Genomic DNA, 26147 nt, shown 5'->3' with positions numbered 1-26147 from the left:
CGTTGAATGCCAACTCCGATGCAGACTGCTGCCTGTCCGCAACAACCCGGATTGCCGACGCAATTTTGGCTACTTACGGTAGTGCGCCGACCAAAGGAGCGCCGATGTCCGAGCCTGCCGCTATTGCTCTGCCGACCGTCGAAGCCGCGCGCGAGGGCCAGGTTCGACATGTCGCTTGCAGCGACGTCGATCAGCACGCCAGCGCGATGCATGGATGGCATTTAACCGTCGATCAATTTTCGCCAGGGAAGTTTCAAAGCGAACTGAGTGAAATACGCGTCGATACCTTGCAGCTCTTTCATGAGCGTATGAATCGAGCAGTCCTCAAGCGTGGTGCCGCGTGGGTCGGTTCGCTTACTTTCAGCATCCCGCTTCACATCAACGGTACTGCCCATCTGGCTGGCAACGCGCTCGAACACAGCGCCCTGCTCGTGACCGACGGCGAATGTCTGCCCGAGTTGCGCACGCCGTCGTCCCACGAGATAGTTGTGGCGGCGCTCCCTGCCACTCTGCTGAGCGGGCTGGCCGAGCTGGTGTCCGAGGGGAAACCTCAGCCGCGGGAACCGAGATTGATTGGTCTTGACGCGCCGCGCCGTGCCCGATTGCAACAGGCACTGGCCGACACCTTCCGCGCACTTCGAGCCGATCCGACGCTAATCGACCATCCTCAAGTGCGCAAGACGCTGCACGACTCGATCGTGCTCGAGCTCTTATCGCTCGCGTATACCGAGCGCGACGTGATGCGTCTAGACGGCACCGCGCGCCGGCGTATCGTCGAGCGCGTGCGCGACCACGTGCTGGCCCATCCCGACTCGCCGCCCACGGTACTGGACCTGTGCACAACCGTCGGAGCAAGCCGGCGCAAGCTGCAATACTGCTTTGAGCAGATGCTCGACACGCACCCCGCACACTACGTACGTGCGCTGCGGCTCAACGCGGTCCGTCGCGAACTGCGGTGCGCGCTCCCCGGTTCTACGTGCATCGGCGCTGTGGCTGCGCGCTGGGGCTTCTGGCACCTGAGCCGATTCGCGTCGCACTACCGGGAACTGTTCGGCGAACTGCCGTCCGATACGCTCAAACGCCCCCCACGATAATTACCAAAAGCGGATAACGCGCCGGATTTTGACGTTCCTAGACTCTGTACACATTTCAACTGTACGGGGAACGGCACGATGAAAGTCCTCAGACGCCCGCATGGCGCGCGGCACTGTCGCACACGCACCACCGTCGTCGCGATCGGCACATTGGCGGCAACGCTCGCATGTCAGAGCGCTGGCGCGCTTGAAAACGACGGCCCGATCACGCCGTTCGGCGTGTTCGATTTCGGCGCGGGGATGACGCCGCCACCCACGCCCAACGGCACGCTCGCCACACGCTTCGCGTACTACTCGACGCACACGATGCGCAACGGCGGCAATGCCGACTTCTCATTAACAGCCGCGTCGTGGAGCCTCGCATACATCAGAATGACAAACGCGAGGCTGTTCGGCGCGAACGTCGGCTTCGGCGCGATCGTGCCGTTCCTGAATCTGAACGGGCACGTGAACGTACCGACGCCCGCGGGAACGCTCGCAATGTCGGCCGATCCGACCAATATCGGCGATGCGGATTTCCAGCCGCTGATTCTCGCGTGGACTTTGCCTAGACTGTTCGTCAACGTCGCACTCCAAGTGCAGGCGCCAACGGGAGCCTATCGGGCCACTCGACTTTTCAATCCTGGCGTCAACCACTGGACCTTCTCGCCGATCATCGGCGCAACGTACATCACCGACAGCGGATTCGAAATCTCGACCAGCATCGAGGTCGATCAGAACACGACGAACCGTGCAACGAACTATCGAAGCGGCACCGGGTTCCGCCAGGAATTCGCGCTCGGACAGCACATCGGCCCGTTCACCGCCGGCCTCGGCGGCTACATCGAGCGGCAACTGAGCAACGACCACGGCCCGAATGTCGACGGCAACCGCGCGCACGTGAACGCGCTGGGCCCGGCGATCAGCTATGTCGAACCGGGAAAGCCGGCGGTATGGCTGCACGTCTACAAGGAATTCGGTGCGCAAAACCACGCGCAGGGGTACCAAATCGCGCTGCGTGCCGCGCTGTCGTTCTGATGTTCTGATTCGGGAGCAGTCGATGAATCCGCTTTCTTCCACGCATACCGCGCCATATTCACGTGCCGCTAGGCAAGCCGGCGCCAGCCAGGGTGCTGTGCTGCTGCTCGGCAGCAGTCTCACCGTAATGGGCGCAGTCATGATCGCGCCGATCCTGCCGAAACTCGCGGCGGACTTCGTGCCAGCCAACCCGCGCCTCGCCGCACTCGTGCCGCTCGTCGCGACGGGCCCCGCCCTTGCGATCGCGCTGTGCGCGCCGCTCGCCGGCTGGCTTGCCGATCGCGTCGGACGCAAGATGCTGTTTTTGCTAGCAACGCTCGTGTACGGGCTGGTCGGCGCTGCGCCGGCATGGCTCGACAGTTTCACCGCGATCCTCGTCTGCCGGTTCGCGCTCGGCGCCGCGGAAGCGTGCGTGATGACGTGCTGCACGACGTTAATCGGCGACTACTGGCACGGTGAACAACGGGTGCGCTACGTGAACCGGCAGGTCGTCACGATCGGTGTCGTCGGCACGATTTTTTTCGTGCTCGGCGGCGCGGCCGGCGAGCACGCATGGCGCTATCCGTTCTATCTTTACCTGCTGCCGATCCTGCTCATACCTGCGATTGCCGCCCTGCTGTGGGAGCCGCTGCGTCATGGTCGGCCCGCCGAGCCGGGCGACGGCGGCACGCCGCTGTCCGGCGGCAAGCTCGCGTCGACGCTCGCCATTGGCTATCTGCTGATCTGCGTCGGAATGGTCAGTTCCTTCGTGGTCCCGGTGCAGATGCCGCAGCTGATGATCGACATCGGGCAGCACTCGTCGACGATGATCGGTGCGGTCTCGGGTATCGGTTTGCTATCGACGCTGGCCGGCTCCATCGCATGGCCATGGTTGCGCGACTCGCTCGGCCGGCGCTTCGTCAATGTCGCGCTCCTTGTGCTGCTTGCGGTGGGTCTGTATCTGCTTGCGAGCGCCAATACGGTGCCGGCCATCGTCGTGGCGGTCGTGATTCACGGCTTCGGCGGCGGCATGCTGGTCCCAAACGCAATCCTGCCGCTGATGCGCAGGCTATCGCTCGCGATTCGTGGCCGCGCCCTAGGCGGTTTCACAGCCGCGCTCTATTTGGGCCAGTTCCTCAGCCCGTTGGTCGTGCTCGGATGTGCACAGGCGTTCGGCGGACTGCGTCCCGCAATCGTCTCCATCGCGTCCGGTACAGCCGCCACGGCACTGCTGTGGTTGCAGCCGGCATTTCGTAGCCGCGGCGACGATTGATCCACTCCCATTTTCTTGTTCTCGAACGATAGACCTATGAAAGATTTCCAAACGCTCATCGCCACGCATGATGGCATCGCGCTCGCGGCGCTCGTTCGCGAGAAAGAAGTAACGCCGACGGAACTGCTGGACGCCGTCCTCGCCAGTCTCGACGCGATCAACCCCTCGCTGAATGCCGTCGCAGAGCGCCTCGACGAAACGGCCAGACTAGCCGCATCGACCATCACTGGCCACGAGAGCGTACTCGCCGGTGTCCCGACACTCATCAAGGACCTTTTCATGCCGGTGCGCGGCGCACGCATGGCGAACGGATCGTTCCTGTTCGGCGACTACCGGCCCGACTTCGACGGCGAACTCGTGGGGCGCCTACGGCGCGCGGGCATACCGATCGCTGGAACCTCGCTGTCGCCCGAACTGGGCACGTCGTTTTGCACCTCCTCAGCGCGTTTCGGCGTCACACGCAATCCGTGGAATCCGCATGTGAGCGCCGGCGGATCGAGCGGCGCCGCGGCAGCGCTTGTCGCCGCGCGCGTGCTGCCGTTCGCGCACGGCAACGACGGCGGTGGCTCGCTGAGGGTGCCCGCGTCCTGCTGCGGCGTGTTCGGATTGAAGCCGACACGCGGTCGAACGCCGAATGGCCCGATGATCGGCGAAGGATGGGCCGGCATGGCCATCAACCACGCGATCACGCGCTCGGTTCGCGACAGCGCCGCCCTGCTGGACCTGACCGCGGGCGCCGATACCGGCGCGCCCTATGCGGCGCCATGCCAACCGGAGACGTTTCTCGCGGCCACGCAGCGCGATCCGCGGCCGCTAAAAATCGCCGTGATCGAGCAAGCGCCACCGTGGCCGCTTCATCCGGCCTGCCGACCCGCACTCGCACATACCGTCGCGTTGCTGCGCTCGCTCGGACACCACGTCGAGCCGCTCGATAGTCCGGTCGATTCGGAGGCGTTCTATGACCGTGTATTCACGATCATCGGCGCACAAACGCGTGCGCTGGTCGACATGATAGGCAACCAGCGCGGACTTCCGGTGCGCGACGGCGAAATCGAGGCCCGCACCCGTATCATCCTGCGGGAGAAAGGCAATGCAAGCGGCGCCGAATACGCGAGCGCCGTCGACTGGATCCATGCATTGGGCCGGACGTTCGGCCGGTTGATGGAGCGCTACGACGTGCTGCTAACGCCGACGCTCGCAATGCCGCCGCTTGCGCCGGCCGAACTTGCGACCGCGGACGACACGCAGTCGTTGAGCGAAGTCATCGATCGAGCGCATCGGTTTTCTCCGTTCACGGCATGGTTCAACGCGACCGGTCAGCCCGCGATGTCGGTGCCGCTTTACTGGGACGAGCAAGGCCTGCCGATCGGCAGCCATTTCGCGGGGGCGTTCGGCGCAGAGTCGCTGCTGTTCTCGCTCGCCGCGCAGCTTGAGCGCGCTGCACCGTGGGCGGATCGGATCCCCCCGCTTAGCGTTTGACTGACGGTCCGGTGAACTTCCTGGCTGCAGGCGACTGAGCGCACGGGCGCGTTTGACCAGAGAGGAAGCAGACACCCCGAACGTCGTGTCGGGGTGTCCCGATATTCAATGTTGTACGCGCAGGCTTTCGCGTTTCCAGTTCTTGAACGTATAGAGTGTCATCGTCGCATTCTGGAGATCGCCCTTGGAATCAAATCGCGTTTTACCGATCAAGCTCTTGTAGTCGATCTTTCAGATACGGGAGGCACTTCGCCAAGCCGGACGAGCCAGCAGACTTCTTTGCGTCGACGGGTAATCATCCTTCGCCTGCGACTAAATCACCAGCATAACCGCATCGGACGTCCCACTTAAAATCTCAGAAGACTGTCCGAACGTGACAGGCACCTCTATCTGTTGTCACGCTCACGATCACGGCACCCTACGCGTGCGTCCGCCTCTCCTCGCATGTAGAGAACCTGCCTGACAACGCCTGCGAGCCGGGCGCAGGGCACCATGCTCGTCAGTCAAGCGTCGCGCCGGACCATCCCCACGTACGCGACCGGGTTGCGCAACACGCCGAGCCGCTCGATCTCGACTTCGCACACGTCTCCGGCTTTCATCCAGAGCTGCGGTTCGCGCGCCATCCCGATACCGGCAGGCGTGCCCGTGACGATCACATCGCCGGCCTGCAGCGTCATCACGTCACTCAGCAGCACGACCAGCGTCTCGACATCGAAAATCATGTCCGACGTCGATGCCTCCTGCACGACCGCACCGTTCAAGCGCGTCTGGATCTTCAGCCCCTTGCAGCCGCGCGGCAGTTCGTCGGCCGTGACGAACCACGGCCCGAATGCCCCCGTCCCGTCGAAGTTCTTACCCATCGTCCATTGCGGCGTGCGGAACTGGTAATCACGCAGCGTGGCGTCGTTGAAAATCGAATAGCCGGCAACATGATCGAGCGCCCGCTCGCGCACGATGCTGCGTCCGCCCTTGCCGATCACCGCCACTAGTTCGCCCTCGTAGTCGAGTTGGGACGATTGCGCCGGCAGCGCGATCGGGTCGCCATGGCCGATCAGGCTCGACGCAAACCGCGCGAACACGGTCGGATAGGCCTGCTTCGCAAACCCGGTCTCGGTCGAGTGGTCGAGGTAGTTCAATCCGACACAGACGATCTTGCCGGACCGTCCGAACGGCGGCAGCAAGCGCACCGCCTCGAGATCGACCGGCGCGCCGCGCGCGAGAAGCGCGCCCACTTCGGCAAGATCAGCGCCGTGCGCCAGCAGCGCATCCAGATCGCCCGGATAGGCGGTGTCCTCGGCGGTCAGCCCGAACCATCGCCCGCCGTGCTCCACCGCGATGCCGCGGTGCCCATCCTTTTTATAGACTGCAAATCGCATCGCACACTCCTTGCTCGCCGTCCATGAAGTCGTCGACTACGCCTTCAATGTCCTGTTGGACCACCGCTGGAGGCAGCGGTAGCCCCTCCTTCATCACGTTTCCGTCGCCCATGTACTGCTAGCGCGCGCACATCCAAACAGCCATCATTTGCGCACCGCCATCACCCCCGCATCCACATTCCAGATGGCACCGGTTACCCACGAGGTCTTGTCTGAAAGAAGGAAGACGATCGTGTTTGCAACGTCTTCGGGCGTACCAACGCGTCCGAGCGGATGAAACGACTCCAGCGCTTTCATCGCACCGGCAATGTCTTCCTTCGCCATGAAGCCTTCATAAATCGACGTCTGTACGATCGCCGGCGAGACAGCATTCACTCGGATACCCGCATCGGCAAGTTCAATCGCGAGATTGCGCGTGAGCGCGTGCAGACCTGCTTTTGCCATGGAATACGCCGATGCCGCGGAGTCGCCCAGCGCTACCTGGGCTCCGATCGACCCGACGTTCACGATAGCGCCTTGGAGCTTCGCAGCGAGCATGTTCCTGACCACGTCCCGCGTAATGAAGAAAGTGGCACGATTGAGCGACAGGTACATGTCGTAATCAGATTCTTCGTGGTCGATGAAGGCCTTCGGAGCAAAGATGCCCGCAGAATTCACCAGAAGCGAAATATCTTTGTGATTCGCGTTGATCTCCGAGCGAATGGCGTTCATGCCTTCCTCTGTCATGAGGTTCGCCGCAATCACGGAGACCGGACCGAGCCCGCTCAGTTCGGCACGGACCGCTTCAGCTTTGTCTTTCCTGTTTCCCGTCAAGACGACGCTACCGCCGCTTTTCAGCACTTGTTTGGCCGTTGCGAGCCCGATACCGCTGGTGCCACCGACGACAAGAAGTTTCTTACCGGAAAAATCGTTCATTTTGGCTTCCTTAATTTAAATGTCTGGATCAGTTCCGCATGCGCGTCCGCGCCAACGCGGACATTACTCGTCTTGCCGCGTCCATGAATCAGCTCGCCTCGCGGAGAACGCAGAACGCGGCCGGTATCGCAAGCACCTCCGCTGGTTAGCCTTCGCGGACTTCGAGAGTCGAGACCATGCGGATCGCCTTCGAGAAATTCGCGAGGTTGACCGAAGTTTTCGTCACGACCCGGTGCAACTCCTCGACACGCTCGCGCGAAGCGTCCGTGTGCAGGCGAACGACATAGCTCACTTCGTCGTATCCCGGGTTCACGCTCTCGTCGAGCCCGAGGAAACCGCGCAAGTCCAGCTCACCATCGGTCTCGATTTCCAGACTGTGGACAGTGATCCCCATCGCGGCGGCGTTGACCACGTATCCGACCGTCAAACAAGCGTTGAGCGCGGCCATGAGCAGCTCTTGCGGATTAGGCGCGCTATTCATGCCCAAAAGCTGGGTGGGTTCGTCCGCTGCGATTTCGAAATGCCGCTGGTGAGTCACCCCGCCCAGCTCATAGTGGCTGACAGTCGCCACGGAACGCGTCTGGTGTTCCCATTTCGTCTTGACGTTGAAGCGCGCGTTTCGCTTCGTGGGGTCCGTGGCGACTTCTTGCGCGAATTGCTGCAAAGCCGGCACATCGATTCCGTTCGGGTGGGTAGTCATCTGCTGGTCCTCCTAGGAGCGCTCTCGCGCAGGGAAAAGTTCAAACACGCGGCAAGCCTACCATCTAGTTGGTAGCTTCACAAGGGCATTTCTCGTCCTTGTAGTCGTGACGCTCCTTCGAGATTGATCGGACGAATTTGCGGCGCTGCCCGCTCAATGAAAAAATGCACGAGGTCGGTTAGTGCAATTGGGGACACGTTCCTCTACCATCTGCTTGCGGGGCGTCCCTGCAAGGTTGGCCCGCTGCGAAGACGAGATGCGCTGTCATGCTTGACAAAAAACCAACTAGTAGGTAGACTGCGCTTGCAGTGATTCGCTGGGTTCGTTCAATTGAAGATGGCAGTGTGCCGGAGGATGCATGGCAGTAGGTACGCGCGACGCGTTGGTTCAAGCTGCAGAAGGCCTGATGCGCTCGAGGGGTTATGCCGCCTTCAGTTATGCGGATCTGGCCGAAACCGTTGGCATCCGGAAGGCAAGCATTCACCATCACTTCCCGACGAAGGAAGATCTGGGCGTTGCGATTGTGGAAGCCTATGTCGCGAGAGTGATGGAAGCGTTCGAGCGAATCGACCGCGAGAATGAGGACTTCTGGGGCCGCTTGAACGGATTTTTCGATACCTTTCGCGCCAGCAGTGATGGAAGCCTGCTCCCGCTCTGCGGTGCGCTTGCCGCCGAGATGGCTGCTTTGCCGCCCGAACTGCAAAAGCTCACGCACCGGTTTTTCGAGCTGCAACTGCGCTGGCTGACCAGGGTCATCGACAAGGGCATCAGCGACGGCGAGATCGCCGCCGGTGTGGGGAGCTGCCAGAAGGCGTATCAGGTATTGAGCGTTCTAGAGGGAGCCAGCTTTGTCGAGTGGGCCATGAAGAACGGCGAAACGCTCGACCGCGGCATCATTCGACTCATCGTCTCCGCAGCATAAAAAGGGGATCGCTTCCCCAAACGATTCATCGTTGCACCCAGCGCCAGAGCCGTTTTCCGCGTGAACATGGCTCTTTTATTTGAGTATTTACCCTACCAACTAGTTGGTTGTTATTTGGAGAAAACCATGGAAAACTGGACTGAAACAATCGGCGCCGTCACCCGTCGCGTGCATGAACTCGCACGGTACACCCCGGACACGCTCAAAGGCGTTGGTTTGCTCGGTGCCGCCGGCGCCAAGACAAATCATCTCGACGCAAAGACGCGAGAGCTGATTGCGTTGGCAGTCGCTGTCACAACACGCTGCGACGGCTGCATCGCTTTTCACGCGGCAGAAGCCAACAAGCTTGGTGTGACGAAGGAAGAAGTTGCAGAAGCACTTGGTGTCGCCATCAATCTCAATGCCGGCGCCGCTGTGGTCTATAGCACTCATGTGCTCGACGCGCTGGACCATCTCGGTCGCGAGTAAATGTCCTACCCGGCGCTACCGCTGCGAGCGGAGCGCCACTAGGCAGCAATTTCTAGCTGAGGATGAAACATGAAGCGGGTCAATGTAGAAGTGTGGTCGGACTTTGTCTGCCCCTGGTGCTGGATCGCAAAACGACGCCTGGAAAAAGCGATAGAAGGCGTGACGCAGCACGTCGACGTGGTCGTGACACACAAGTCCTACCGTCTTGCGCGAGGCATGGTTCCGACTGGCTTTACAGACGCGCTTTATGCCAAGTTCGGAAACGCGACAGCAGCGCAAAGAATGATGGATGCGGTGTGCTCGGCCGGAGCCCAGGAAGGTCTGAACTACCGATTCGAGACCATGCGCTTTGGCGATACGAGCGACGCGCACCTACTCGTCAAAAGTGTCCAAACGCCCGAAGACAAACAACGGATGATCGAAGCGATCTACCGGGCCGCGACGACCGACGGGATTGACATCTTCGATAGAGCCGCGCTCATCGACCTTGCGAAGAGCATCGGCATTTCTGCTGCGTCGCTCTCCTTCGACGATCGCGAGATGGTGTCCGAAATCGCGCGAGATGAAGCAGAGGCAAATCGAATCGCAAATGGCGTTCCGCTGTTTGTCTTCAACAACCGAACGTACCTCTCGGGCGCACGTGAAGTCGCCGTGTTCGAAAAAGCGTTGTTCGACTCCGCCGAGAACGTACCGGACGAAAGCGAAGACACCGGAGGCATGAGCTGCAGCATTGACGGGTGCGCTCACTAGGCAGGCAGCCCCCCATTCACAAGGTATCGATTCTTTCCGGACTGACCGAAATGCGCGTGAAGCAGATTCCCGGCTGTTAGATAGCCATCCGTTTCATTTCGCATTTAACCCGACACTCACCAGCGCCCTGGCGCACCTACATTTTGAGCAACATGATGAGTAAATTGTTTACGCCCTACGATCTCTCCGGGACGCAGCTCGCCAACCGCGTCGTCATGGCACCGATGACGCGCACGCGTACGCCCGATAACATTCCCAACGATCTCACCGCGCTCTACTACGCGCAGCGTGCTTCCGCCGGCTTGATCATCACCGAAGGTCTTCCGGTGTCCGAAGAGGGCCGAGGCTATCTGTATACGCCGGGTCTGTACACCGACGAGCAGACGGAAGGATGGCGGAAGGTCACCGACGCCGTGCACAAAAAGGGCGGCAAAATCTTTGCCCAGCTCTGGCACGTTGGCCGGCTGTCCCACGTTTCCATCCAGCCTGGCAATGCGGCTCCGGTGTCGTCGGGCGAAGTGCCGGCGACCACGACCATGGTCTACGCGTGGGTAGAACCCGGCAAGGAGGGCCCGGTCTTCCCGAGTGTGCCGCGTGCGCTGACCACGGACGAAGTGCAACGTGTCACTCAGGACTTCGTTGCATCCGCGCGTCGGGCGATGGACGCAGGCTTCGACGGCGTGGAAGTGATGGCGGCCAATGCCTTCCTGTTCGACCAGTTCCTGAGCAGCGCGCTGAACACCCGCACCGACCAATATGGCGGTTCCATCGCTAATCGTCAGCGCTTTTTGCTGGAGACGATCGACGCCCTGGCGGACGCCATTGGCGGTGAAAAGGTGGGCGTGCGGGTCTCGCCGTTCGGGCGCATCTACGATATGGAGGCCTTCGAAGGGGAAGCGGATGCGTGGGCGAGCATGGCCTCTGCCTTGAACGAAAGGAAGCTGGCGTTCGTGCACCTGAACTATCAGACGACCATTTCGGCAGCAGGTACTCCGGATGGCTTTGGTGCGGCCTTCCGCAAGGCCTACCAAGGCACGCTGATCGGCGCCGGCGGCTTCACGCAAGAGCTCGCCGAAGCTGAACTGGCGAAGGGAGAACTTGACCTGATCGCGTTCGGCACGGCCTTCATTTCCAACCCCGATTTGGTGGAGCGGATGAAGAACGGTTGGCCGCTCACGGAGCCCGATCGGTCGACCTTCTATGGCGTCATTGGTGCCAAGGGCTACACCGATTATCCGACTTTCGAGCAGGAAACCGCGTAATCGGACTGAAATGCCGACGCATCATTCCGGTCCCCGACATAAACGCGAGATGAGGTACGGCGGGCTCGGACTGCTTGCATGGGAAGTCTCCGAATCAACTTTTCCAAGTCGTTCGAAGTGCTTCCCATCGGCATTTAATAGCATCAGAAGATCTGGCGAAACTTGGCCGGCCGACCATGATCCGGACCGGCCGACGCGTCGCCTCAGGTTGCATGCCACATTCAGACTCCCCATCGACGTCAATGCAGGCCTTCGAAGCTGTTGCGCGTCATGGGACCGAAAGGTCAAGCTATGCCGTCGTCCGTCGGTGCGATAGACCAACAGCTGCATCGCGCGAGGCTCGTTGAACGCTTGATCTCGTACATGGAGAATCCAGTATGGGCTATAACTTTGATCGCTCGATCTCCCGCCGCAACACAAATGCAATGGCGGAGGAGGGTTTCGCGAATTATCTGTTCGGAGCGGATGCACCTGCACTTGCACTCGAGATGCCGAGAGAAGAGCTGATATCGATGTGGGTCGCCGACATGCAATTCGCCGCCCCCGAAGCCGCCATCGACGCCATTACCGAGCGCCTCAAACATCCCATCTTCGGCTACACGGCGGACCTGGACGAGCAGCTCTATCAGGCTTTCCGCTCCTGGTGTGCGCAACGATACAGCTGGCATTTCGCTCGCGAGGAAATGCAGGTCTCACTCGGCGTCATACCTGCCCTCTTCGCGCTCGTAGAATATGTGTGCCGCCCTGGCGACAAAGTGCTTAGTCTGACGCCGGCCTATGGATACTTCAAACACGCGGCGCTTCAGCGCGATCGCGAATTCGTGACGTCGCGCATGCTCGCATCCGACGACGGCAAGTACTCGATCGACTTTGAGGACTTCGAAGCGAAAGTTAGCGATCCGGCGGTGAAGCTCTTTTTCCTCTGCCACCCCCACAATCCGACCGGCCGGATCTGGACAAGCGACGAGCTGCGCCGAATGGGTGAACTCTGCATCGCAAACGGTGTGAAGATTGTTTCTGACGAGATCCATTGCGACTTGCTAAGAACCGGAAATGCACACACGCCGTTGGCGAAGTTGTTCCCGGGTAGCCCGGACATCATCACGTGCATGGCCGTTAGCAAGACGTTCAATCTGGCAGGAATGATGATCGCGACCGTCATCATCCCGGATCCGGAATTGCGCTCAGAATGGAAACGGCGCCACTACCCGTTCGTGAACCCGCTCAGTCTCGCCGCCGCCATCGGTGCGTACCGCGATGGCGCTCCGTGGTTGGATGCGCTGCGGCTGTATCTGGACGAGAACTTCGCCCTGACTCAACGCTTTCTGAGCGATCACTTGCCAAAAGCAAAATTTCGCGTTCCGGAAGCGACTTATCTGGCGTGGATCGACCTACGGACCTATTTCGACGATTCAGTCAACCTCACGCGTTTCTTTCTTGAAAAATCAGGCGTCGTTCTGGAAGGCGGAGAGATGTTCGTCGAGAACGGCGACCGCAGAGTGCGCCTCAATCTTGCGTGTCCGCGGGCGCAGCTTCGGCTGTCCCTCGAACGAATCCGAGATGCAATTGTGAAGCAATACCATTGAATCAAGCCGACGTAAGGCAAGACAGCAGCATCAATTCAAACGAACCCAAGGAACACTTATGCCGCTCATTAACGTAAAAGTCATCGAAGGCGTTTTCTCCGCAGCCGACAAGGAAAAGATCATTTCTACCCTTACCGACGCCATGGTGTCGATCGAGGGCGAAAACATGCGGCCCGTTACCTGGGTCATCGTTGAAGAAGTAAAGAGCGGTGACTGGGGCATTGCCGGCAACGCACTAACAACCGAGAGGGTTAAGGCACTGGCCGCAGGCCTGTAACTGGCTGGCACTGAACGGGCTCCAGCGGCAGTGAAGCGACCATCGCTTATGCCGTTGGAGCCCTTTTTCATTGCTTCCACGGCATGCTACCTAAAACGCGCAGCCAGCGCGATTGATCGAGTGGGCCAGGTCACCGCTCCGAATTTCAACAGCCGCCCAGTGCGAAAGTGAGCATGACGACAAGAGGCGCCTGAGATCACAATAACCAATCCGCCGATCTTTGCGGCGGCTTGCGCGTCAAACGGCAGCGGCAGGTCGGGCGTGATCGTCATGCGGGCTTGCTGCGTGATTTTCGCCTCGGTCGCTACACCACCACCGAGGGCGGTCCACCGGAATTTGAATCCGATGCGCAAGCCGGGCACGGCCAGCTCGATCGCCGGCGGAGGAACATAACGCACGAACGCCCCCTGCACTCAACTGCTCGGCGTCACCCGGCCGCCCAAAATATCCTTCCAACACTTCCGGAGCTTCGAGTCTCATCGGTTTCTCCTCTTTTTTAGATGCGCGTACGGCATACGCCATTGAAATGCAACCCGCGTCGCGTAGGGCAAGTTAAAGATGTCAACACGCGATTCCCGTCGCGCAAGGCGCTCGACGCCTGAGTTGACGACTTTATCGACAGTCTCGCCGAAATAATGTCGTCACTTCGTCTACGTCCGAAGCAAAGTCGTCAATTCGCCTCGCACTCTTCTGCACGACCGTAGAGGCATGATTTATATCCGACTCTCGGTATCCGAATCATTCAGCTACGACGCCGGGCCCCGGACACGCCCTGAAGGGCTGTATGCGCGGTGACCTCTCGGCTGCTACTGACGGCTTCCGACCAGAACCCGTCGTTCACCGCCCGAAACCGGATGGCTCCTAATGCACCGAAGGCAGGCGCCACTCAGTCTGTCGATGCTTTCACACGCCGCGCCAAGTCGGAAAGACGTATTTTCGCAAGATGCCGGAGCAACGCCTCCTCCGCCGAACGCAGCGCATCGTCGAGGACGTGGTTGACAGCCGCTTCTACGGGGCAGGCCGGATTGTCATTCGCCACACCGATCGCAAACGCACTCTTATGCGCGATCGCGGCGTAGATGTCTTGCACCGTTAGATCACCCAGTTCGCGACGAAGAGCCCAGCCCCCCTTGGGGCCGGCAATCGACTCTACATAACCGGCTTCACGCAGCGCGGCCATGGTGCGCCGAACGAGTGACGGCTGCGTGTGCAGCATTTGCGCGATCGTTTCGGAAGTGGTCGTACCGCCGCGCAGATGCATATGAATGAGCACGTGAAGAAGCCGGGCCAGCCGCGTATCTCGTTGCATATTCTTAGAGGAGGAAATTCGTGACATTTAATGTTACGATTTCGCATGACTTTAAGCAAACCTCGGAGCGCGATCGTGTCTGCATTCACTCAGTCTTTTATCGAAGCCAACGGCATTCGCCTGAACGTCGCCGCCCAGGGTGCCGGACCGCTGGTATTGCTGCTTCACGGGTTCCCCGAGACATCGTACGCGTGGCGGCACCAACTGGCAGCCTTGTCGAGTGCCGGGTTCCGCGCAGTTGCACCGGACCTGCGCGGCTACGGTGCCAGCGATTGCCCGATGAATCCACAGCAGTACTCGACCCTGGACATCGTTGGCGACCTCGTGGGGATCTTGGACACGCTCGGAGAATCCGACGCGGTGGTGGTCGGAAACGATTGGGGGGCAACCATCGCATGGCAAGCCGCAGAGCTGCGCCCCGATCGCTTTCGCGCCGTTGTTGCCCTCGGGGTGCCCATGATGCGCCGGCCCCCGATAACTCCAAGTCGGCTTTTTCCGCTAACCAGGCAGGCGTGGTTTTACACGCATTACTTTTCCCAGGCGGGGCAGGCCGAGAACGAATTCGAGCGTGATGTCGCCGCTACACTGCGAAAAGTTTATTTTTGGGCATCAGGCGAGGCCGGCCCGCGTGACGACAAGACCCCCAATCCTTTCGGGCTTGTTTCGCGTGAGACGGGGTTCCTCGACGCCTTGCCCGAACCCGCGTCATTACCCGGGTGGCTCGACGGCGCTGACTTCGATACTTTCGTGAGCGCATTCAAGGCGTCGGGTTTTCGGGGTGGCCTGAACTATTACCGTAATCTGGATCGCAACTGGGAGTTGCAGGCGGTGTTCAACGGCCTTCTCGTCCAAATTCCTGCCCTGTATCTTGTCGGCGAGCATGATCCCGGGCTGGCAATTCCAGGCATGCTCGACATTATCGGCGCCATGCCGAAGCTCGTCCCCAATCTTCGCGACTCCCGAATCATTCCGCGAGCGGGACACTGGCTGCAGCAAGAAGCCCCCGACCACGTCAACGATGCCTTGATCGAGTTCTTGCGCAACTTGTAGGAGCCGCTGACCGGTTGGCGATCGATATCGGCAGTTCGCCAAAATAGGTGAGACGACCGAAACGGGTCGGTTTGAGGCCGTCGCGGACCGCCGGGACGGCAACCGACCAGGTTCGGCCAACTGCAGACGTCAGCTCGCGCTCTTATCCTGACTTCCGAAGGTCGGCTTAGCACCCCACAACGGACCTCCGAGCGCGGTTCTGTACCAAGACCATTCACAGCAAAGAGCGCCTCGAAGGCTGGACATCCATCTGTTCCTCTGACTTGAGAGGCACAAACCGCATCGTCGGAAGTCGGACAGGCGCAGCGGCAAGTCGGCCGCGGGATTCACCGCATAGCCAAGCGAGATGCCGATGCCGCGCGCAAGCTGGTCGACGGGCGGTGCGGCGAGTGCACCGAAGCCGAGAGGCATCACCGTCAATGTCGTCGTCCCCGACGCGACCGACACGCCGTTCCTGCTCGTGCAGCAATACCTTCCCGCCTGCCACTGATCGGAAGCTTCTTCACGTCCGACGAAGTCGCCACGCTAACCGGCTTTTTGCTGAGACCCGGCGCAAACGCAATTACCGGGCAACAGATCGTCATGTGCGGCGGCGCATCGCTTTAACATGGCGCGGCGCCGCCGAAAACCCACGCAACATCGCTGAAAATGTGATATCCAAGCCGTCGATGTCTGGTCGCATCGGCTCTCCCAAGCAAACCGCTGACTTGCCCGGGAGCATTTGGCCGGATCAGGAAAGCAGCCGCAATAACGTCGAAGCGCGAGATACCATTCTCCCGGCATACCCGCGATTCCGGTCCGTCATCCGAGCCAAGACCTGATCTTCGCTCGCATAGCGCCTACCGAGATCCCGTAACGGTCGTGCAACGTCGGCAACGCACCCGCAGCGAGATACGCATCGGGTAGCCCGATCTGCCGGAACGGCACGGCAACGCCGGCCGCCAGCAGTACGGTCGCCACCGCTTCGCCGAGCCCGCCGATCACCGTATGGTTCTCGGCGACGATCACCATGCGTCCCTTGCGCGCCGCCTCGCGAACGATGGTTGCCGTATCGAGCGGCTTGATCGTCGGCACATGCAGCACGGCCACATCGACGCGATCGGCTTCAAGTGCCTTCGCAACCTCGAGCGCGCGCATCGTCATGATCCCGGACGAGATCAGCAGCACGTCGTTACCGTCGCGCAGCAGCTTGGCCTTGCCGAGTTCGAAACGGTAATCGTATTCATCGAGCACGGCCGGCACGTTTCCACGCAGCAGTCGTGCGTATACCGGCCCCTTGTGCGCAGCAATGGCCGGCACCATCTGCTCGATATCCAGCGCATCGCACGGGTCGATCACCGTCATGTTCGGCATTGCACGCATCAGCGCCAGATCTTCGGCGGCCTGGTGACTCGGCCCGTAACCGGTCGTGAGGCCCGGCAACGCGCACACGAGCTTCACGTCGAGATTGTCCTCGGCGATAGCCTGATGGATGAAGTCGTACGCGCGGCGCGTCGCGAACACCGCATAGGTGGTGACGAACGGCTGCGCTCCTTCGTGCGCGAAGCCCGCGGCGGCGCCCATCAGCAGTTGCTCGGCCATCCCCATCTGGTAATAGCGTTCGGGAAATTCCTTCGCGAAGATGTGCAGGTCGGTGTACTTGCCGAGATCGGCCGTCATGCCGATCACGTTGTCGTTCGTGCGCGCGAGCTCCGCGAGCGCATGGCCGAACGGCGCAGCGCGGGTCGCCTGCCCCTCGGCCGCGATGGACGCGATCATCGCGGAAGTCTTCAGGCGCGGCTTGTTGTCGACGGTGCTCATGCGTGTCTCCCTGCTTCGAGTGCGTCGAGCGCGAGCTTCCACTCGTGCGCATCGACGCGGATGAAATGGCTCTTCTCGCGTGCTTCGAGGAACGGCACGCCGCGCCCCATCTTCGTGTCGCAGACGATGATCCGCGGCTGCGGCTTGTCATGTCGGCGCGCGTTGTCGAACGCAAGCTTTACCGCGTCGATGTCGTTGCCGTCGACCCGCTGCGTATACCAGCCGAATGCTTCGAGCTTGTCGACCAGCGGCTCGAACGCCATGACTTGCGTCGACGGGCCATCGGCCTGCTGGTTGTTCACGTCGACGATCGCGATCAGGTTGTCGAGCTTCCAGTGCGCGGCCGACATGAGCCCTTCCCAGATCGCACCTTCGTCGAGCTCGCCATCCGAAAAGAGCGTATAGACGAAGGCATCCGAGCCCTTGCGCTTGAGGCCCAGGCAACGACCGACGGCGATCGTCAGGCCCTGCCCGAGCGAACCGCCGGACATTTCCATGCCGGGCGTGTAGCTCGCCATCCCCGACATCGGCAGACGACTGTCGTCGCTGCCGTAGGTTTCGAGTTCCTCGGCCGGCAGGATGCCGGCTTCGAACAGCGCCGCGTACAGCGCGATCGCGTAGTGGCCGTTCGACAGCAGGAACCGGTCGCGCCCTTCCCACTCGGAGTCGTCGGGGCGATAGCGCATCGCGCCGAAATACGCGACGGCCAGCACGTCGGCGATGTCGAGCGCCTGGCCGACATAGCCCTGCCCCTGGACTTCGCCCATCAGCACGGCGTTTCTTCGGATACGGTACGCGCGCTCGGCGAGCGTGACCGCTTCATGGATGGTTTCGGTATCCATCGATAGCTCCAGTATTGTTTCGGAAGGAATGCAAATCGAATCAGCGATTGACGGATCGGGGCACCAGGAACACCAGCAGAGCGCCGACCGTGATCGCGACGGAGATGAAGAGCAGTCCCGCAGTGGATTTGCCGGTCAGGTCGTTCAGCCAGCCGACGATCGCCGGCGAGAAGAAGCCCGCGAGATTGGCAAAGCAGTTGACCGCGGCGATGCCCGCCGCCGCCGACATCCCGCCGAGCAGCGCCGTGGGCAGCGACCAGAATTGCGCCGACGACGCGAGGATGCCGGCGGACGCAATGCTCAGGCACACGATCGACGCACTGACGCTGCCGAGCGTCGGCAAAGTCGCGAAGCCCGCCGCCGCGATCAGCATCGGCACCGCGAGATGGAAGCGGCGCTCGCGGCGGCGATCCGCGCTCATGCCGATCAGCGGCAGCGCGATGATTGCGCACGCATACGGGATCGCGGTGAACAGGCCGACCCACAGCGGATCGGCAACCCCGGCCTTGCGAATGATCGTGGGCAGCCAGAACGTGAGGCCGTACTGACCGAGCACGACGCAGAAGTAGATCGCGGCCATCAGCCACAGGCGGCGGTCGGCGACGAACGCACGAATCGACAGGTGGGCGGTAGTGTGCTCGGCGTCGGCCGACACGTTGCGCGCCAGCAAGGCTTTTTCGGCATCGGTCAGCCATTTCGCGCCGGCAATGCCGTCATCGAGATACAGCAGGATCGCAAAACCCAGCACGAACGAAGGCAGCGCCTCGAGCAGGAACAACCACTTCCAGCCCGCCATCGACATCGTGCCGTGCAGCGAATGCATGATCGCGCCCGACAGCGGCCCGCCGATGATCCCCGCCAGCGGAATCGCCATGAAGAACAGCGACAGCGCCTTCGCGCGGCGCGCCGACGGGAACCAGTACGTGAGGTACAGGATCACGCCCGGTGCGAAGCCCGCTTCGGCGACGCCGAGCAGAAACCGCAGCACATAGAATGCGGTGGGCGACCTGACGAACACGAAGCTCGCCGAAATGACTGCCCACGTCAGCATGATGCGGGCGAGCCAGCGGCGCGCGCCGACGCGATGCAGGATCAGGTTGCTCGGCACTTCGAACAGGAAGTAGCCGAGGAAGAAGATGCCGGCGCCCATCCCGTAGACCGTCTCGCTGAAACGGAGGTCGTTGAGCATCTGCAGTTTCGCGAAGCCGACGTTGACGCGGTCGAGATACGCGCCGAGATAGCACAACATCAGGAACGGGATCAGGCGTCGCGCAACCTTCGCGTAGGTGGCCGCTTCAAACGTCTGCGCATCGTCCCGTGGCAGCGTCTCGCCCTGGACCGGCGGTGCGGGGAACTTTGTTCTCATGTTTGTCTCCTGCCATGGCCCCGGGTTGTCCCGGGTGCATGATGGGCGGCGCCGCGCGTGTCGCGGCACCGTTGTCAGTGGATCAGCATCCCGCCATTGACGTCGAGCGTGATGCCCGTCAGGTAGCTCGACAGGTCGCTCAGCAGGAACAAGCACGCGTTTGCCACGTCGTCGGCATCGCCGAGGCGACCGAGCGGAATCCCCTTGATGATGTCCTCGCGCATCGCGGGTGTCAGCTTGTCGCCGGTAATGTCGGTCTGTATCAGGCCCGGTGTGATCGAATTGACGCGGATCCGGTCGGCGCCGAATTCGCGCGCCATCGCCTTCCCGAGGCCGAGCACGCCGGCCTTGGCGGCGCTGTAATGCGGGCCGCCAAAAATGCCGCCGCCGCGTTGCGCGGAGACCGACGACATGCAGACGATGCTGCCGCCACGCTGCGCCTTCATCGCGGGCAGCACCGCTTGCGACATGTACAGCGTGCCGCGCAGGTTCACGTCGACGATCGCATCGAAGTCGCGCGCCGAGATATCGAGCGTGCGCACGGGTTGCGTGATGCCGGCGTTGTTCACGAGCCCGTCGATGCGGCCGAAGTGCTCCAGCGTCGCACGGGAGGCCGCCGCGCATGCGTCGCGGTCCGTCACGTCGCACGCGAGGCCGAGATGGCCGGCGCCGAGTTCGGCCGCGGCCGTTTCCGCATCCTCGCGGCGAAGGTCGAGGATCGCCACGCGTGCGCCTTGCGCAGCCAGCGCGCGGGCCGTGGCCTTGCCGATCCCGCGCGGCGACGCGGCGCCGGTCACGATGATGGTCCTGTTGTCGAGCAACATCGCTTGTCTCCTGTGTTGATGTGTTGTCCGGAGTGTCGGCTCACCGGGCACCCGCATCAACGCGGAAACGCTCAGCCATAGTTGAAAAAATTTCAGATGACGACGCGCGGCTGGTGCTGCAGCGCAATATCGCGGGACGCGCCGCCGGACGGCGCGGTCAACCCGCGTGCTGGTGGGCAGCGACTTCCCGCTCGATCCACGCCAGGAAGCGCTTCACGCGCGGCAACTCCGCGTTCTGCCGCGGGTAAACGAGATGATGCGCACCGACTTCGACCGCATGGCTCTCGCCGAACACCGGCACCAGCAGTCCTTCACGAATCTTCACCGACGCGAGCATCAGGCTTTCGAGCGCGATGCCGAGGCCGAGGGCGGCCGTTTCGAGCGACATGTACGACCGGTCGAACGAGAAGTCGAACGTCTTCTGTGCGGCAAGCGGCACGCCCGTCCGGCCGAACCACTGCTTCCACTGCACCAGCGGCGTTTCGGAATAGATAAGACGATGTTCGAGCAGTTCTTCCGGCGCGCGCACCGGATGCCGTTCGAGGTACCGCGGCGACGCGAGCGGCGCGATGAACTCGCCGCGCACCGTCTTCACCTCGAGATTGTCCCAGTTGCCGTAGCCGTGCCGGACGTCGATATCGTAGAAGCCGCTCGAAAACGATACGTTTTCGTAGGAGCACGCGAGGTTCAGTTGGATATCGCCGTTCGCCTCCTGAAACGACGACAGCCGCGGCAGCAGCCACATCAGCCCGAAGCTCGGGCTCGTATGCACGCGCAGGATATCGACTTCGTTGCGGCTCGACGCGCGCTCGGTCGCGCGGCTCAGGTCGGCGAGCGAGCCCGTCACGTCGGCCAGATAGCGTTCTCCGGTCGGCGTGAGGACCAGTCCCCGTCCTAATCGCTGGAACAACGGCTGGCCGATCTGCGATTCGAGGTTGCTGAGCTGGTGGCTCACCGCGGACGCGGTCAGGCCCAGTTCTTCCGCCGCACGGTTGACGCTTCTGGTCCGGGCCACGCTTTCGAACGCAATGATTGCCTTGAGCGGAGGGATACGCATGTGGGAGTCTTGGAAAATTTGTCGAACGCCAGCAAAGCGATATCGTGCTCGGGCGATCGCCCAAGCAAAGCCAGTCCAATATATTACGCGTCAATTCTGGCCCGCCGGAGGACGTCCGGTCACCGTATTGTCACCGAGCCCAGAGTCGCGAAGAGCAGTGTCAACTTCCCTGGAACGCTGGCATCAGCAACCACGCGGTATGCGGAACCTGAGTTTGAACCGACCATCGCGCCATGGTGATAAGGTTCCCTTTCTTGCTGGCGCGATCATCCCGACGTCAGGACTTGTACGCGACAGCGAACGACTCTGAACGCTTTCATCAATTCGTTGCATCGACGGGTTGAATCCGCAACCCATTGCTGCCAGTCGGGCCATCAGAGACGCAACGGCAGGTATCAGAATCGAGTAGTCGCTCGGTACCGCCACTCACGGACAACAAGTCGACCGTTGCGGACGCTTGCCATAGCGCGATATTGCCGAAGAACGTCCGTTTCCGGGGCGTTAGGCAGTATCCGACCCGGAGAAGGCGTCCGCGAGTGTTTTCTCACGGCAGATAGGTGTAGGTAGATAACGATTGTCCGCCGTCCATTTTCGCCGTATATGACTCCACGGAGCGGACGGGACGGGGCACATCGGAATTCTTCTACAGACCAAAGACGCCGAGCCAACGCCCAAGTGGTCAGCCCAGACGATAGATCTTCGATTTCAGCTTGCCAAGCAATTCGACGAGTTCGCTTTGTGAATCGTCGCTTTGCGCTTTCGCAAGGAGGCCCACTGCGCAGCTCCCGCATGTCCTCGAGCGCCTGGACGATGCGCTCCATGCCCGGCTGACAGTTCGCGTAGAAAAGCTCTCCCTCGCGCGTGAGCGACGTGCTGCGCGTTGTGCGCTGGAACAGACGCGCATCGAGCTGAGCCTCGAGTTTCTGCACGTTGCGGCTGACCGCGGATCGGCCGATGCCAAGGCGATCACCCGCGCGGGCAAAGCTGCCTTCATTGGCGACGGCCAGAAAGGAAACGACGCAGGCGTAACTGGTCGCAAAGCAGCTTGCGAACGGATCGTCCGCGCCGACAACGAGGTGGCGTGATGGGTAATCTGACATGAAAGCGCGAGTCGTGGAGTACATGCACGGCTAGACGTACGAGCGCCGCCATTTGTGACAGGGTCCGTCGGTTTCTATTGAGGACGGAATCGTGGGCATGCGCTCGGGCTTACTTCTCCGGCACCAGAATGGGCGCCCCCGTGTCCTTCAGCAGCAGCACGACGAACTTTGCCGGTCGAGTCTGGCTTGCGTTGCGTCCGACTGTATGAATATCGTTCGGGCCCTCATAGAAGGTCTGTCCGGGCGTCAGCGTGACTTCCTTGCCGCCCTTGACTTGCATCACGATCGACCCTTCCGGCACATAGGCGAACGCGTGCGCATGATGTCGATGGACAGGATCGACGGCACCCGGCGGATAGACGACGGTGATCATCAAGGTTTCCTTGCCCGGATAGTCGTCGAGCGGCTTCGTCATCAATGGCGCGACGCTGGCTGCCGGCGGTGCGGCGCGGGTCTCGGCCATCAATGCGCAGGCAACGACGGCCACGAGTCGATACGTTGCGTCATGATTTCTCCTGGCTACGATGCGTGAGCGCCCGGGCTTCGCGGGCGCTGTTGGCGACCATCGGCCGCGGGAAGTCATCGTAGGTGGGCGTGACGTTTCGTGGTAGCCGTGCGCACGGACTCGCCGTGTTGTACGTGAGGCACCAATCGACGCGTCGAGGCGCGTCCGCGCCCGGGAGTGATCGTCGTTCAACCTTTGGCGTGTGCGGCCGCGATGCGTACGAGCTTGTCAGGGTTGCGCTGTAGATGGATACGCACGATGCGCTCGCCGTCCGTCTCAAACGACTGTGCCGATTCGAGCTTGCCTTCGATAAAGCGCAGCAGCGCCCATTGACCGTTGAGCACGACGAGCTTGACGCTGAGTTCGCTGCCATAACGCAGCGACGGCGCGTAGAAAAGCTGCGCGATGCGCCGCCCCCCCACCATCGGTTGTGGGGCGCTCGGGACTTTGCCGCCGCCGTCGCCAATCAGCATCGCGTCTTCGGCCAGCAACGCGTTGATCGCATGGAAGTCGCCGCCCTCCAGCGCCTGCGCGAAGGTTCGCAGCAGGCGAAGATGCGTCTCGCGCGACACTTCGTAACGCGGGCGTTCGTCGCGTAGTTGCGCTTTTGCACGGCTTACCAGTTGCCGGCACGCCGCCTCCGTCTTGCCGATGGCCTCAGCGACTTCGCCGTAGTCCGCGTCGAACACCTCGCGCAGCAGGAAGGCTGCCCGCGCTTCCGGCGTCAGCCGCTCGAGCAGCTTCAGAAATGCCACGGAGACGTCGTCTGCGCGCTCCGTGACCTCCTCGGGTGTGGCCGGTGACTCGGTCATCAGCGGCTCGGGCAACCAGATGCCCGTGTAGTGTTCGCGCTGAATCTTCGCGGCGCGCAGACGGTCGATGGACATCCGTGTCGTGACCGCGACGAGCCACGCTTCCGCGTTATCGATGCGCTCGCGGGCCGCCGCATGCCAACGCAGCCAGACGTCCTGCACGATATCTTCGGCTTCGGCCACCGACCCCAGCATTCGATAGGCAATCTTCTGCAATCGGGGGCGGATCCCGTTAAAGGAATGCGCGTCGTCGTCCATGGACAGACTCCCTCTCGCCTTCGACACAAGCGCCGCCCGAACAGCGTGCTGGCAGTTGCATTTTGCCACGGATGGGACAACGCTTGAGACGCTCGACATCGCCCTTTTGATCTGCATGAATCAGGGCCATTGCGGTTCAATTGGTCAAGGCGATAGGCGGGCACCCGTCCACTGGACCGCCCGTCCTCCGAGCAGGCCCGCGCGCTGTCACGATCGACGCGCGACAGCGTCTTCACCAGTCGGCGCGCAATCCTTTCCCGTCGCCGCAGCGACTCGACCCTGGCCGCGACGGCACGCCGTGACCGGAACCGTCCGGCTATCCCCCGTCAGCCATCCTTCGCAACGATACGTGCGACGAGCGTCACGACCCCGCTCGGCAAGCGTGTTCCGCCGCTCGTCACATCGTGCATTTCGCCCGGATCGTTCGCCGATGCGCGTCGCACTCGAGTGCGATAACTGACAGTTTCTCGTCCGGGGGCTTTTCATTAGATTGGCGACACGATCCATGCAAGGTCCCGCTCATCGACATGACTCTCACTGCCAGCGAAGCACAGCCCACGACGACCGCCACGTACCGGGATATCGCCGAACGCCATGCACGGTCCGCCCCTGCCGGCGCGTTCCATCGCGATGCATGGGATGCATTGTCCGACGCGGGACTGTGGCGCCTGCCCGTACCGCGCGAACTCGGCGGCGCCGGGCGCACGTGGCACGACTTCGTCGATGCATTCGAAGCGGTCGCCGCAGCGCTGCGCTCCGTCGGCTTCGCGATGGCGCTCGCCAACCAGGCGACGCTGATTCGCGCGATCGTCGCATACGGTTCCGACGCGCAGCGCGCGCGGCATCTGCCGCCGCTGCTGTCCGGCGCGATCGGCGCCACGGCGATCTCGGAGAAAGGCACCGGCACCGAAGTGCGTGCGCTCGAAACGTGCCTCGTTCGCGACGGCGACCACTACCGGCTCGACGGCCACAAGTACAACATCAGCCACGCACCCGAAGCGCGCCTGATGATGATCGTCGCGACCCTGACCGGCGACGCCAAGCCTGCCACCGCGCTGGTGCTGATCGATCCCGAACGCTCGGGCGTGCAGCGCAGCGCGCCGCAGGCGACGCTCGGCGTCGCGGATCTTCCGATCGGCGATCTCGCGCTGTCCGGCGTGCGCGTCGACGCCGACGAACTGCTCGGCGCGCCCGGCGACGGGCTGCGCCTGCTGATGGACATCGCGTCGATGAATCGCGCGCTGTTCGGCCTGCTGTGCGCGAACGTCACCCAGCCGTTCCTCGCCGACGCGCTCGCGCACGCCGGCGCCCGCAAGACGCTCGGCGTCGCGCTGGACGCCCATCAGCACGTGCAGCGCCGGCTGGTCGACGTCCAGGTCGGCATCGAACGCACGCGCTGGACGGCGCGCGCAGCGCTCGATCAACTCGTCGGGCAACGTCCCGAAGCGCTCGCGAACTGCTCGATCGCGAAGCTCGCGGGCGCGCGCGATCTCGCGCAGGCCGCGCTGCACCTGCTCGCGATTCACGGCAGCGACGGCTACCGGCGCGGCCCGCTCGCCACCTTCGTCGCCGACGCGCTCGCGATGGGCTCGGCCGGCGGCACCGAGGAAATGCATTACCGGAACATCTTCAGCCAGATGCAACGACGCGCGGCCGCCACGGCGCGCGCGGCGTACCCGCTCACCCTTCCATCCCCCCTTCAGGAGCTGACCTTGACTATCCAGACTGGCCTGCGCGCCCGCGCCACCCACCGCGTCGACACGATTTCGCTCGCCGATCAATGGGGAGGCGAAGCGCACGCGCTCGCGAGCCCGATCATGATCATCTTCATCGAACAGACCTGCATGCAGGCGACCGACCATCTGCTGCCGGCCGGGCAGATGACGGTCGGCTACAACTTCGAGATCAAGCACCTCGCACCGACGCCGCCCGAATGGGACGTGACGATCGACGCCGAACTGATCGAGGTCGACGGCCGCATGATGACGTACCGGGTCGAGGTGCGCGACGCGGTGGGCGTCGTCGGCGAAGGCGTGCATACGCGCTGCGCCGTCAGCCGCGACGGCTTCCACCGCCGCCTGGACGAGCGGCGCGACAGCGCGGCGCTCGCGCGCTGACGAGCCGGA

24 protein-coding genes and 2 pseudogenes are annotated in these 26147 nt (G+C 62.2%); 13 read left to right on the top strand and 13 right to left on the bottom strand.

Annotated features, from left to right (window positions below):
• The first annotated feature begins 104 nt into the window (after positions 1–104).
• The 4 genes from ABD05_RS24950 to ABD05_RS24935 all read left to right on the top strand — a co-directional run bounded on the left by ABD05_RS24950 (position 105) and on the right by ABD05_RS24935 (position 4842).
• Positions 105–1094, top strand: a complete 990-nt coding sequence (locus ABD05_RS24950) for a helix-turn-helix domain-containing protein (protein ID WP_053059972.1) — start codon at positions 105–107, stop codon at positions 1092–1094.
• Positions 1095–1172: 78 nt separating this feature from the next.
• Positions 1173–2111 carry a SphA family protein gene (locus ABD05_RS24945; protein WP_047902696.1) on the top strand — a complete coding sequence of 313 codons (939 nt, stop codon included), beginning with the start codon at positions 1173–1175 and terminating at the stop codon, positions 2109–2111.
• Positions 2112–2133: 22 nt separating this feature from the next.
• Positions 2134–3363 carry an MFS transporter gene (locus tag ABD05_RS24940; RefSeq protein ID WP_047902695.1) on the top strand — a complete coding sequence of 410 codons (1230 nt, stop codon included), beginning with the start codon at positions 2134–2136 and terminating at the stop codon, positions 3361–3363.
• Between the two features lie 36 nt (positions 3364–3399).
• Positions 3400–4842, top strand: coding sequence for an amidase (locus ABD05_RS24935; RefSeq protein WP_047902694.1), 1443 nt, complete (start codon positions 3400–3402; stop codon positions 4840–4842).
• Positions 4843–5345: 503 nt separating this feature from the next.
• Here the strand turns inward: ABD05_RS24935 and ABD05_RS24930 are convergent.
• The 3 genes from ABD05_RS24930 to ABD05_RS24920 all read right to left on the bottom strand — a co-directional run bounded on the left by ABD05_RS24930 (position 5346) and on the right by ABD05_RS24920 (position 7833).
• On the bottom strand, positions 5346–6218 hold the full coding sequence (locus ABD05_RS24930) for a fumarylacetoacetate hydrolase family protein (RefSeq protein ID WP_047902693.1): 873 nt from the start codon (positions 6216–6218) through the stop codon (positions 5346–5348).
• 144 nt (positions 6219–6362) lie between these two features.
• Positions 6363–7133 (bottom strand): SDR family NAD(P)-dependent oxidoreductase, encoded by a 771-nt coding sequence (locus tag ABD05_RS24925; RefSeq protein WP_047902692.1) that lies wholly within the window; start codon positions 7131–7133, stop codon positions 6363–6365.
• Between the two features lie 145 nt (positions 7134–7278).
• On the bottom strand, positions 7279–7833 hold the full coding sequence (locus tag ABD05_RS24920) for an OsmC family protein (protein WP_011695172.1): 555 nt from the start codon (positions 7831–7833) through the stop codon (positions 7279–7281).
• 358 nt (positions 7834–8191) lie between these two features.
• On the opposite strand from ABD05_RS24920, the gene ABD05_RS24915 reads away from it, so the two are divergent.
• From ABD05_RS24915 to ABD05_RS24890, 6 genes are all read left to right on the top strand, one after another.
• Positions 8192–8755, top strand: coding sequence for a TetR/AcrR family transcriptional regulator (locus ABD05_RS24915; RefSeq protein WP_047902691.1), 564 nt, complete (start codon positions 8192–8194; stop codon positions 8753–8755).
• A gap of 126 nt (positions 8756–8881) precedes the next feature.
• A complete protein-coding gene (locus tag ABD05_RS36680) occupies positions 8882–9223 on the top strand; it encodes a carboxymuconolactone decarboxylase family protein (RefSeq protein WP_011548518.1) in 342 nt (113 codons plus the stop codon).
• A gap of 69 nt (positions 9224–9292) precedes the next feature.
• On the top strand, positions 9293–9973 hold the full coding sequence (locus ABD05_RS24905) for a DsbA family oxidoreductase (protein ID WP_047902689.1): 681 nt from the start codon (positions 9293–9295) through the stop codon (positions 9971–9973).
• A 152-nt stretch (positions 9974–10125) separates the two neighbouring features.
• A complete protein-coding gene (locus tag ABD05_RS24900; protein ID WP_047902688.1) occupies positions 10126–11235 on the top strand; it encodes an alkene reductase in 1110 nt (369 codons plus the stop codon).
• 377 nt (positions 11236–11612) lie between these two features.
• Positions 11613–12821, top strand: a complete 1209-nt coding sequence (locus ABD05_RS24895) for a MalY/PatB family protein (protein ID WP_047902687.1) — start codon at positions 11613–11615, stop codon at positions 12819–12821.
• A gap of 58 nt (positions 12822–12879) precedes the next feature.
• Positions 12880–13098 (top strand): tautomerase family protein, encoded by a 219-nt coding sequence (locus ABD05_RS24890; RefSeq protein WP_047902686.1) that lies wholly within the window; start codon positions 12880–12882, stop codon positions 13096–13098.
• Between the two features lie 86 nt (positions 13099–13184).
• Here ABD05_RS24890 and ABD05_RS36675 read toward each other — a convergent pair whose 3' ends face one another.
• Together ABD05_RS36675 and ABD05_RS24885 are read right to left on the bottom strand one after the other, a co-directional pair.
• Positions 13185–13511: a hypothetical protein gene (locus ABD05_RS36675; RefSeq protein ID WP_082146215.1), complete on the bottom strand. Its 327-nt coding sequence runs from the start codon at positions 13509–13511 to the stop codon at positions 13185–13187.
• Between the two features lie 473 nt (positions 13512–13984).
• On the bottom strand, positions 13985–14407 hold the full coding sequence (locus ABD05_RS24885; protein ID WP_047902685.1) for an RrF2 family transcriptional regulator: 423 nt from the start codon (positions 14405–14407) through the stop codon (positions 13985–13987).
• 75 nt (positions 14408–14482) lie between these two features.
• Here ABD05_RS24885 and ABD05_RS24880 point away from each other — a divergent pair, with 75 nt between their 5' ends.
• Positions 14483–15457: an alpha/beta fold hydrolase gene (locus ABD05_RS24880; protein ID WP_238594118.1), complete on the top strand. Its 975-nt coding sequence runs from the start codon at positions 14483–14485 to the stop codon at positions 15455–15457.
• A 400-nt stretch (positions 15458–15857) separates the two neighbouring features.
• A pseudogene (locus ABD05_RS36670) lies at positions 15858–16063 on the top strand (SDR family oxidoreductase); the annotation flags it as partial.
• A gap of 195 nt (positions 16064–16258) precedes the next feature.
• Here ABD05_RS36670 and ABD05_RS24875 read toward each other — a convergent pair.
• The 8 genes and pseudogenes from ABD05_RS24875 to ABD05_RS24845 all read right to left on the bottom strand — a co-directional run bounded on the left by ABD05_RS24875 (position 16259) and on the right by ABD05_RS24845 (position 24021).
• The gene (locus ABD05_RS24875) at positions 16259–17257 is read right to left on the bottom strand and encodes a transketolase family protein (RefSeq protein ID WP_047902683.1); all 999 of its coding nucleotides are present in this window, start codon (positions 17255–17257) and stop codon (positions 16259–16261) included.
• Positions 17254–18099, bottom strand: a complete 846-nt coding sequence (locus tag ABD05_RS24870) for a transketolase (protein ID WP_047902682.1) — start codon at positions 18097–18099, stop codon at positions 17254–17256. Before ABD05_RS24870 ends, ABD05_RS24875 begins: the two co-directional genes overlap by 4 nt.
• A gap of 40 nt (positions 18100–18139) precedes the next feature.
• Positions 18140–19465, bottom strand: coding sequence for an MFS transporter (locus ABD05_RS24865; protein ID WP_047902681.1), 1326 nt, complete (start codon positions 19463–19465; stop codon positions 18140–18142).
• A gap of 74 nt (positions 19466–19539) precedes the next feature.
• Positions 19540–20289, bottom strand: coding sequence for an SDR family NAD(P)-dependent oxidoreductase (locus ABD05_RS24860; protein WP_047902680.1), 750 nt, complete (start codon positions 20287–20289; stop codon positions 19540–19542).
• Between the two features lie 157 nt (positions 20290–20446).
• The gene (locus ABD05_RS24855) at positions 20447–21346 is read right to left on the bottom strand and encodes a LysR substrate-binding domain-containing protein (RefSeq protein WP_047902679.1); all 900 of its coding nucleotides are present in this window, start codon (positions 21344–21346) and stop codon (positions 20447–20449) included.
• A 764-nt stretch (positions 21347–22110) separates the two neighbouring features.
• Positions 22111–22446, bottom strand: a pseudogene (locus tag ABD05_RS36665) (LysR family transcriptional regulator); the annotation flags it as partial.
• A 109-nt stretch (positions 22447–22555) separates the two neighbouring features.
• Positions 22556–22909 (bottom strand): cupin domain-containing protein, encoded by a 354-nt coding sequence (locus ABD05_RS24850; protein ID WP_047902678.1) that lies wholly within the window; start codon positions 22907–22909, stop codon positions 22556–22558.
• A gap of 230 nt (positions 22910–23139) precedes the next feature.
• Positions 23140–24021, bottom strand: a complete 882-nt coding sequence (locus ABD05_RS24845) for an RNA polymerase sigma-70 factor (protein WP_047902677.1) — start codon at positions 24019–24021, stop codon at positions 23140–23142.
• Positions 24022–24548: 527 nt separating this feature from the next.
• Between ABD05_RS24845 and ABD05_RS24840 the strand changes: the two genes are divergently transcribed.
• The gene (locus ABD05_RS24840) at positions 24549–26138 is read left to right on the top strand and encodes a thioesterase, FlK family (protein WP_238594117.1); all 1590 of its coding nucleotides are present in this window, start codon (positions 24549–24551) and stop codon (positions 26136–26138) included.
• Positions 26139–26147 lie beyond the last annotated feature (9 nt).

This window comes from Burkholderia pyrrocinia, assembly GCF_001028665.1.
In the GTDB taxonomy this organism is placed as follows: domain Bacteria; phylum Pseudomonadota; class Gammaproteobacteria; order Burkholderiales; family Burkholderiaceae; genus Burkholderia; species Burkholderia pyrrocinia.
Note: the sequence above shows the minus strand (reverse complement) of the source record. Positions and strands in the feature narration are given on the sequence as shown.

Bases quoted from the DNA above. Each gene is read 5' to 3' on its own strand.
- ABD05_RS24865 (WP_047902681.1), bottom strand. From the start codon at position 19,465: ATGAGAACAAAGTTCCCCGCACCGCCGGTCCAGGGCGAGACGCTGCCA.
- ABD05_RS24920 (WP_011695172.1), bottom strand. From the start codon at position 7,833: ATGACTACCCACCCGAACGGAATCGATGTGCCGGCTTTGCAGCAATTC.
- ABD05_RS24875 (WP_047902683.1), bottom strand. From the start codon at position 17,257: ATGAGCACCGTCGACAACAAGCCGCGCCTGAAGACTTCCGCGATGATC.
- ABD05_RS24860 (WP_047902680.1), bottom strand. From the start codon at position 20,289: ATGTTGCTCGACAACAGGACCATCATCGTGACCGGCGCCGCGTCGCCG.
- ABD05_RS24895 (WP_047902687.1), top strand. From the start codon at position 11,613: ATGGGCTATAACTTTGATCGCTCGATCTCCCGCCGCAACACAAATGCA.
- ABD05_RS24885 (WP_047902685.1), bottom strand. From the start codon at position 14,407: ATGCAACGAGATACGCGGCTGGCCCGGCTTCTTCACGTGCTCATTCAT.
- ABD05_RS24945 (WP_047902696.1), top strand. From the start codon at position 1,173: ATGAAAGTCCTCAGACGCCCGCATGGCGCGCGGCACTGTCGCACACGC.
- ABD05_RS24935 (WP_047902694.1), top strand. From the start codon at position 3,400: ATGAAAGATTTCCAAACGCTCATCGCCACGCATGATGGCATCGCGCTC.
- ABD05_RS24850 (WP_047902678.1), bottom strand. From the start codon at position 22,909: ATGGCCGAGACCCGCGCCGCACCGCCGGCAGCCAGCGTCGCGCCATTG.
- ABD05_RS24870 (WP_047902682.1), bottom strand. From the start codon at position 18,099: ATGGATACCGAAACCATCCATGAAGCGGTCACGCTCGCCGAGCGCGCG.
- ABD05_RS24950 (WP_053059972.1), top strand. From the start codon at position 105: ATGTCCGAGCCTGCCGCTATTGCTCTGCCGACCGTCGAAGCCGCGCGC.
- ABD05_RS24845 (WP_047902677.1), bottom strand. From the start codon at position 24,021: ATGGACGACGACGCGCATTCCTTTAACGGGATCCGCCCCCGATTGCAG.
- ABD05_RS24905 (WP_047902689.1), top strand. From the start codon at position 9,293: ATGAAGCGGGTCAATGTAGAAGTGTGGTCGGACTTTGTCTGCCCCTGG.
- ABD05_RS24915 (WP_047902691.1), top strand. From the start codon at position 8,192: ATGGCAGTAGGTACGCGCGACGCGTTGGTTCAAGCTGCAGAAGGCCTG.
- ABD05_RS24840 (WP_238594117.1), top strand. From the start codon at position 24,549: ATGACTCTCACTGCCAGCGAAGCACAGCCCACGACGACCGCCACGTAC.
- ABD05_RS24855 (WP_047902679.1), bottom strand. From the start codon at position 21,346: ATGCGTATCCCTCCGCTCAAGGCAATCATTGCGTTCGAAAGCGTGGCC.
- ABD05_RS24925 (WP_047902692.1), bottom strand. From the start codon at position 7,133: ATGAACGATTTTTCCGGTAAGAAACTTCTTGTCGTCGGTGGCACCAGC.
- ABD05_RS24940 (WP_047902695.1), top strand. From the start codon at position 2,134: ATGAATCCGCTTTCTTCCACGCATACCGCGCCATATTCACGTGCCGCT.
- ABD05_RS24890 (WP_047902686.1), top strand. From the start codon at position 12,880: ATGCCGCTCATTAACGTAAAAGTCATCGAAGGCGTTTTCTCCGCAGCC.
- ABD05_RS36680 (WP_011548518.1), top strand. From the start codon at position 8,882: ATGGAAAACTGGACTGAAACAATCGGCGCCGTCACCCGTCGCGTGCAT.
- ABD05_RS24930 (WP_047902693.1), bottom strand. From the start codon at position 6,218: ATGCGATTTGCAGTCTATAAAAAGGATGGGCACCGCGGCATCGCGGTG.
- ABD05_RS24900 (WP_047902688.1), top strand. From the start codon at position 10,126: ATGATGAGTAAATTGTTTACGCCCTACGATCTCTCCGGGACGCAGCTC.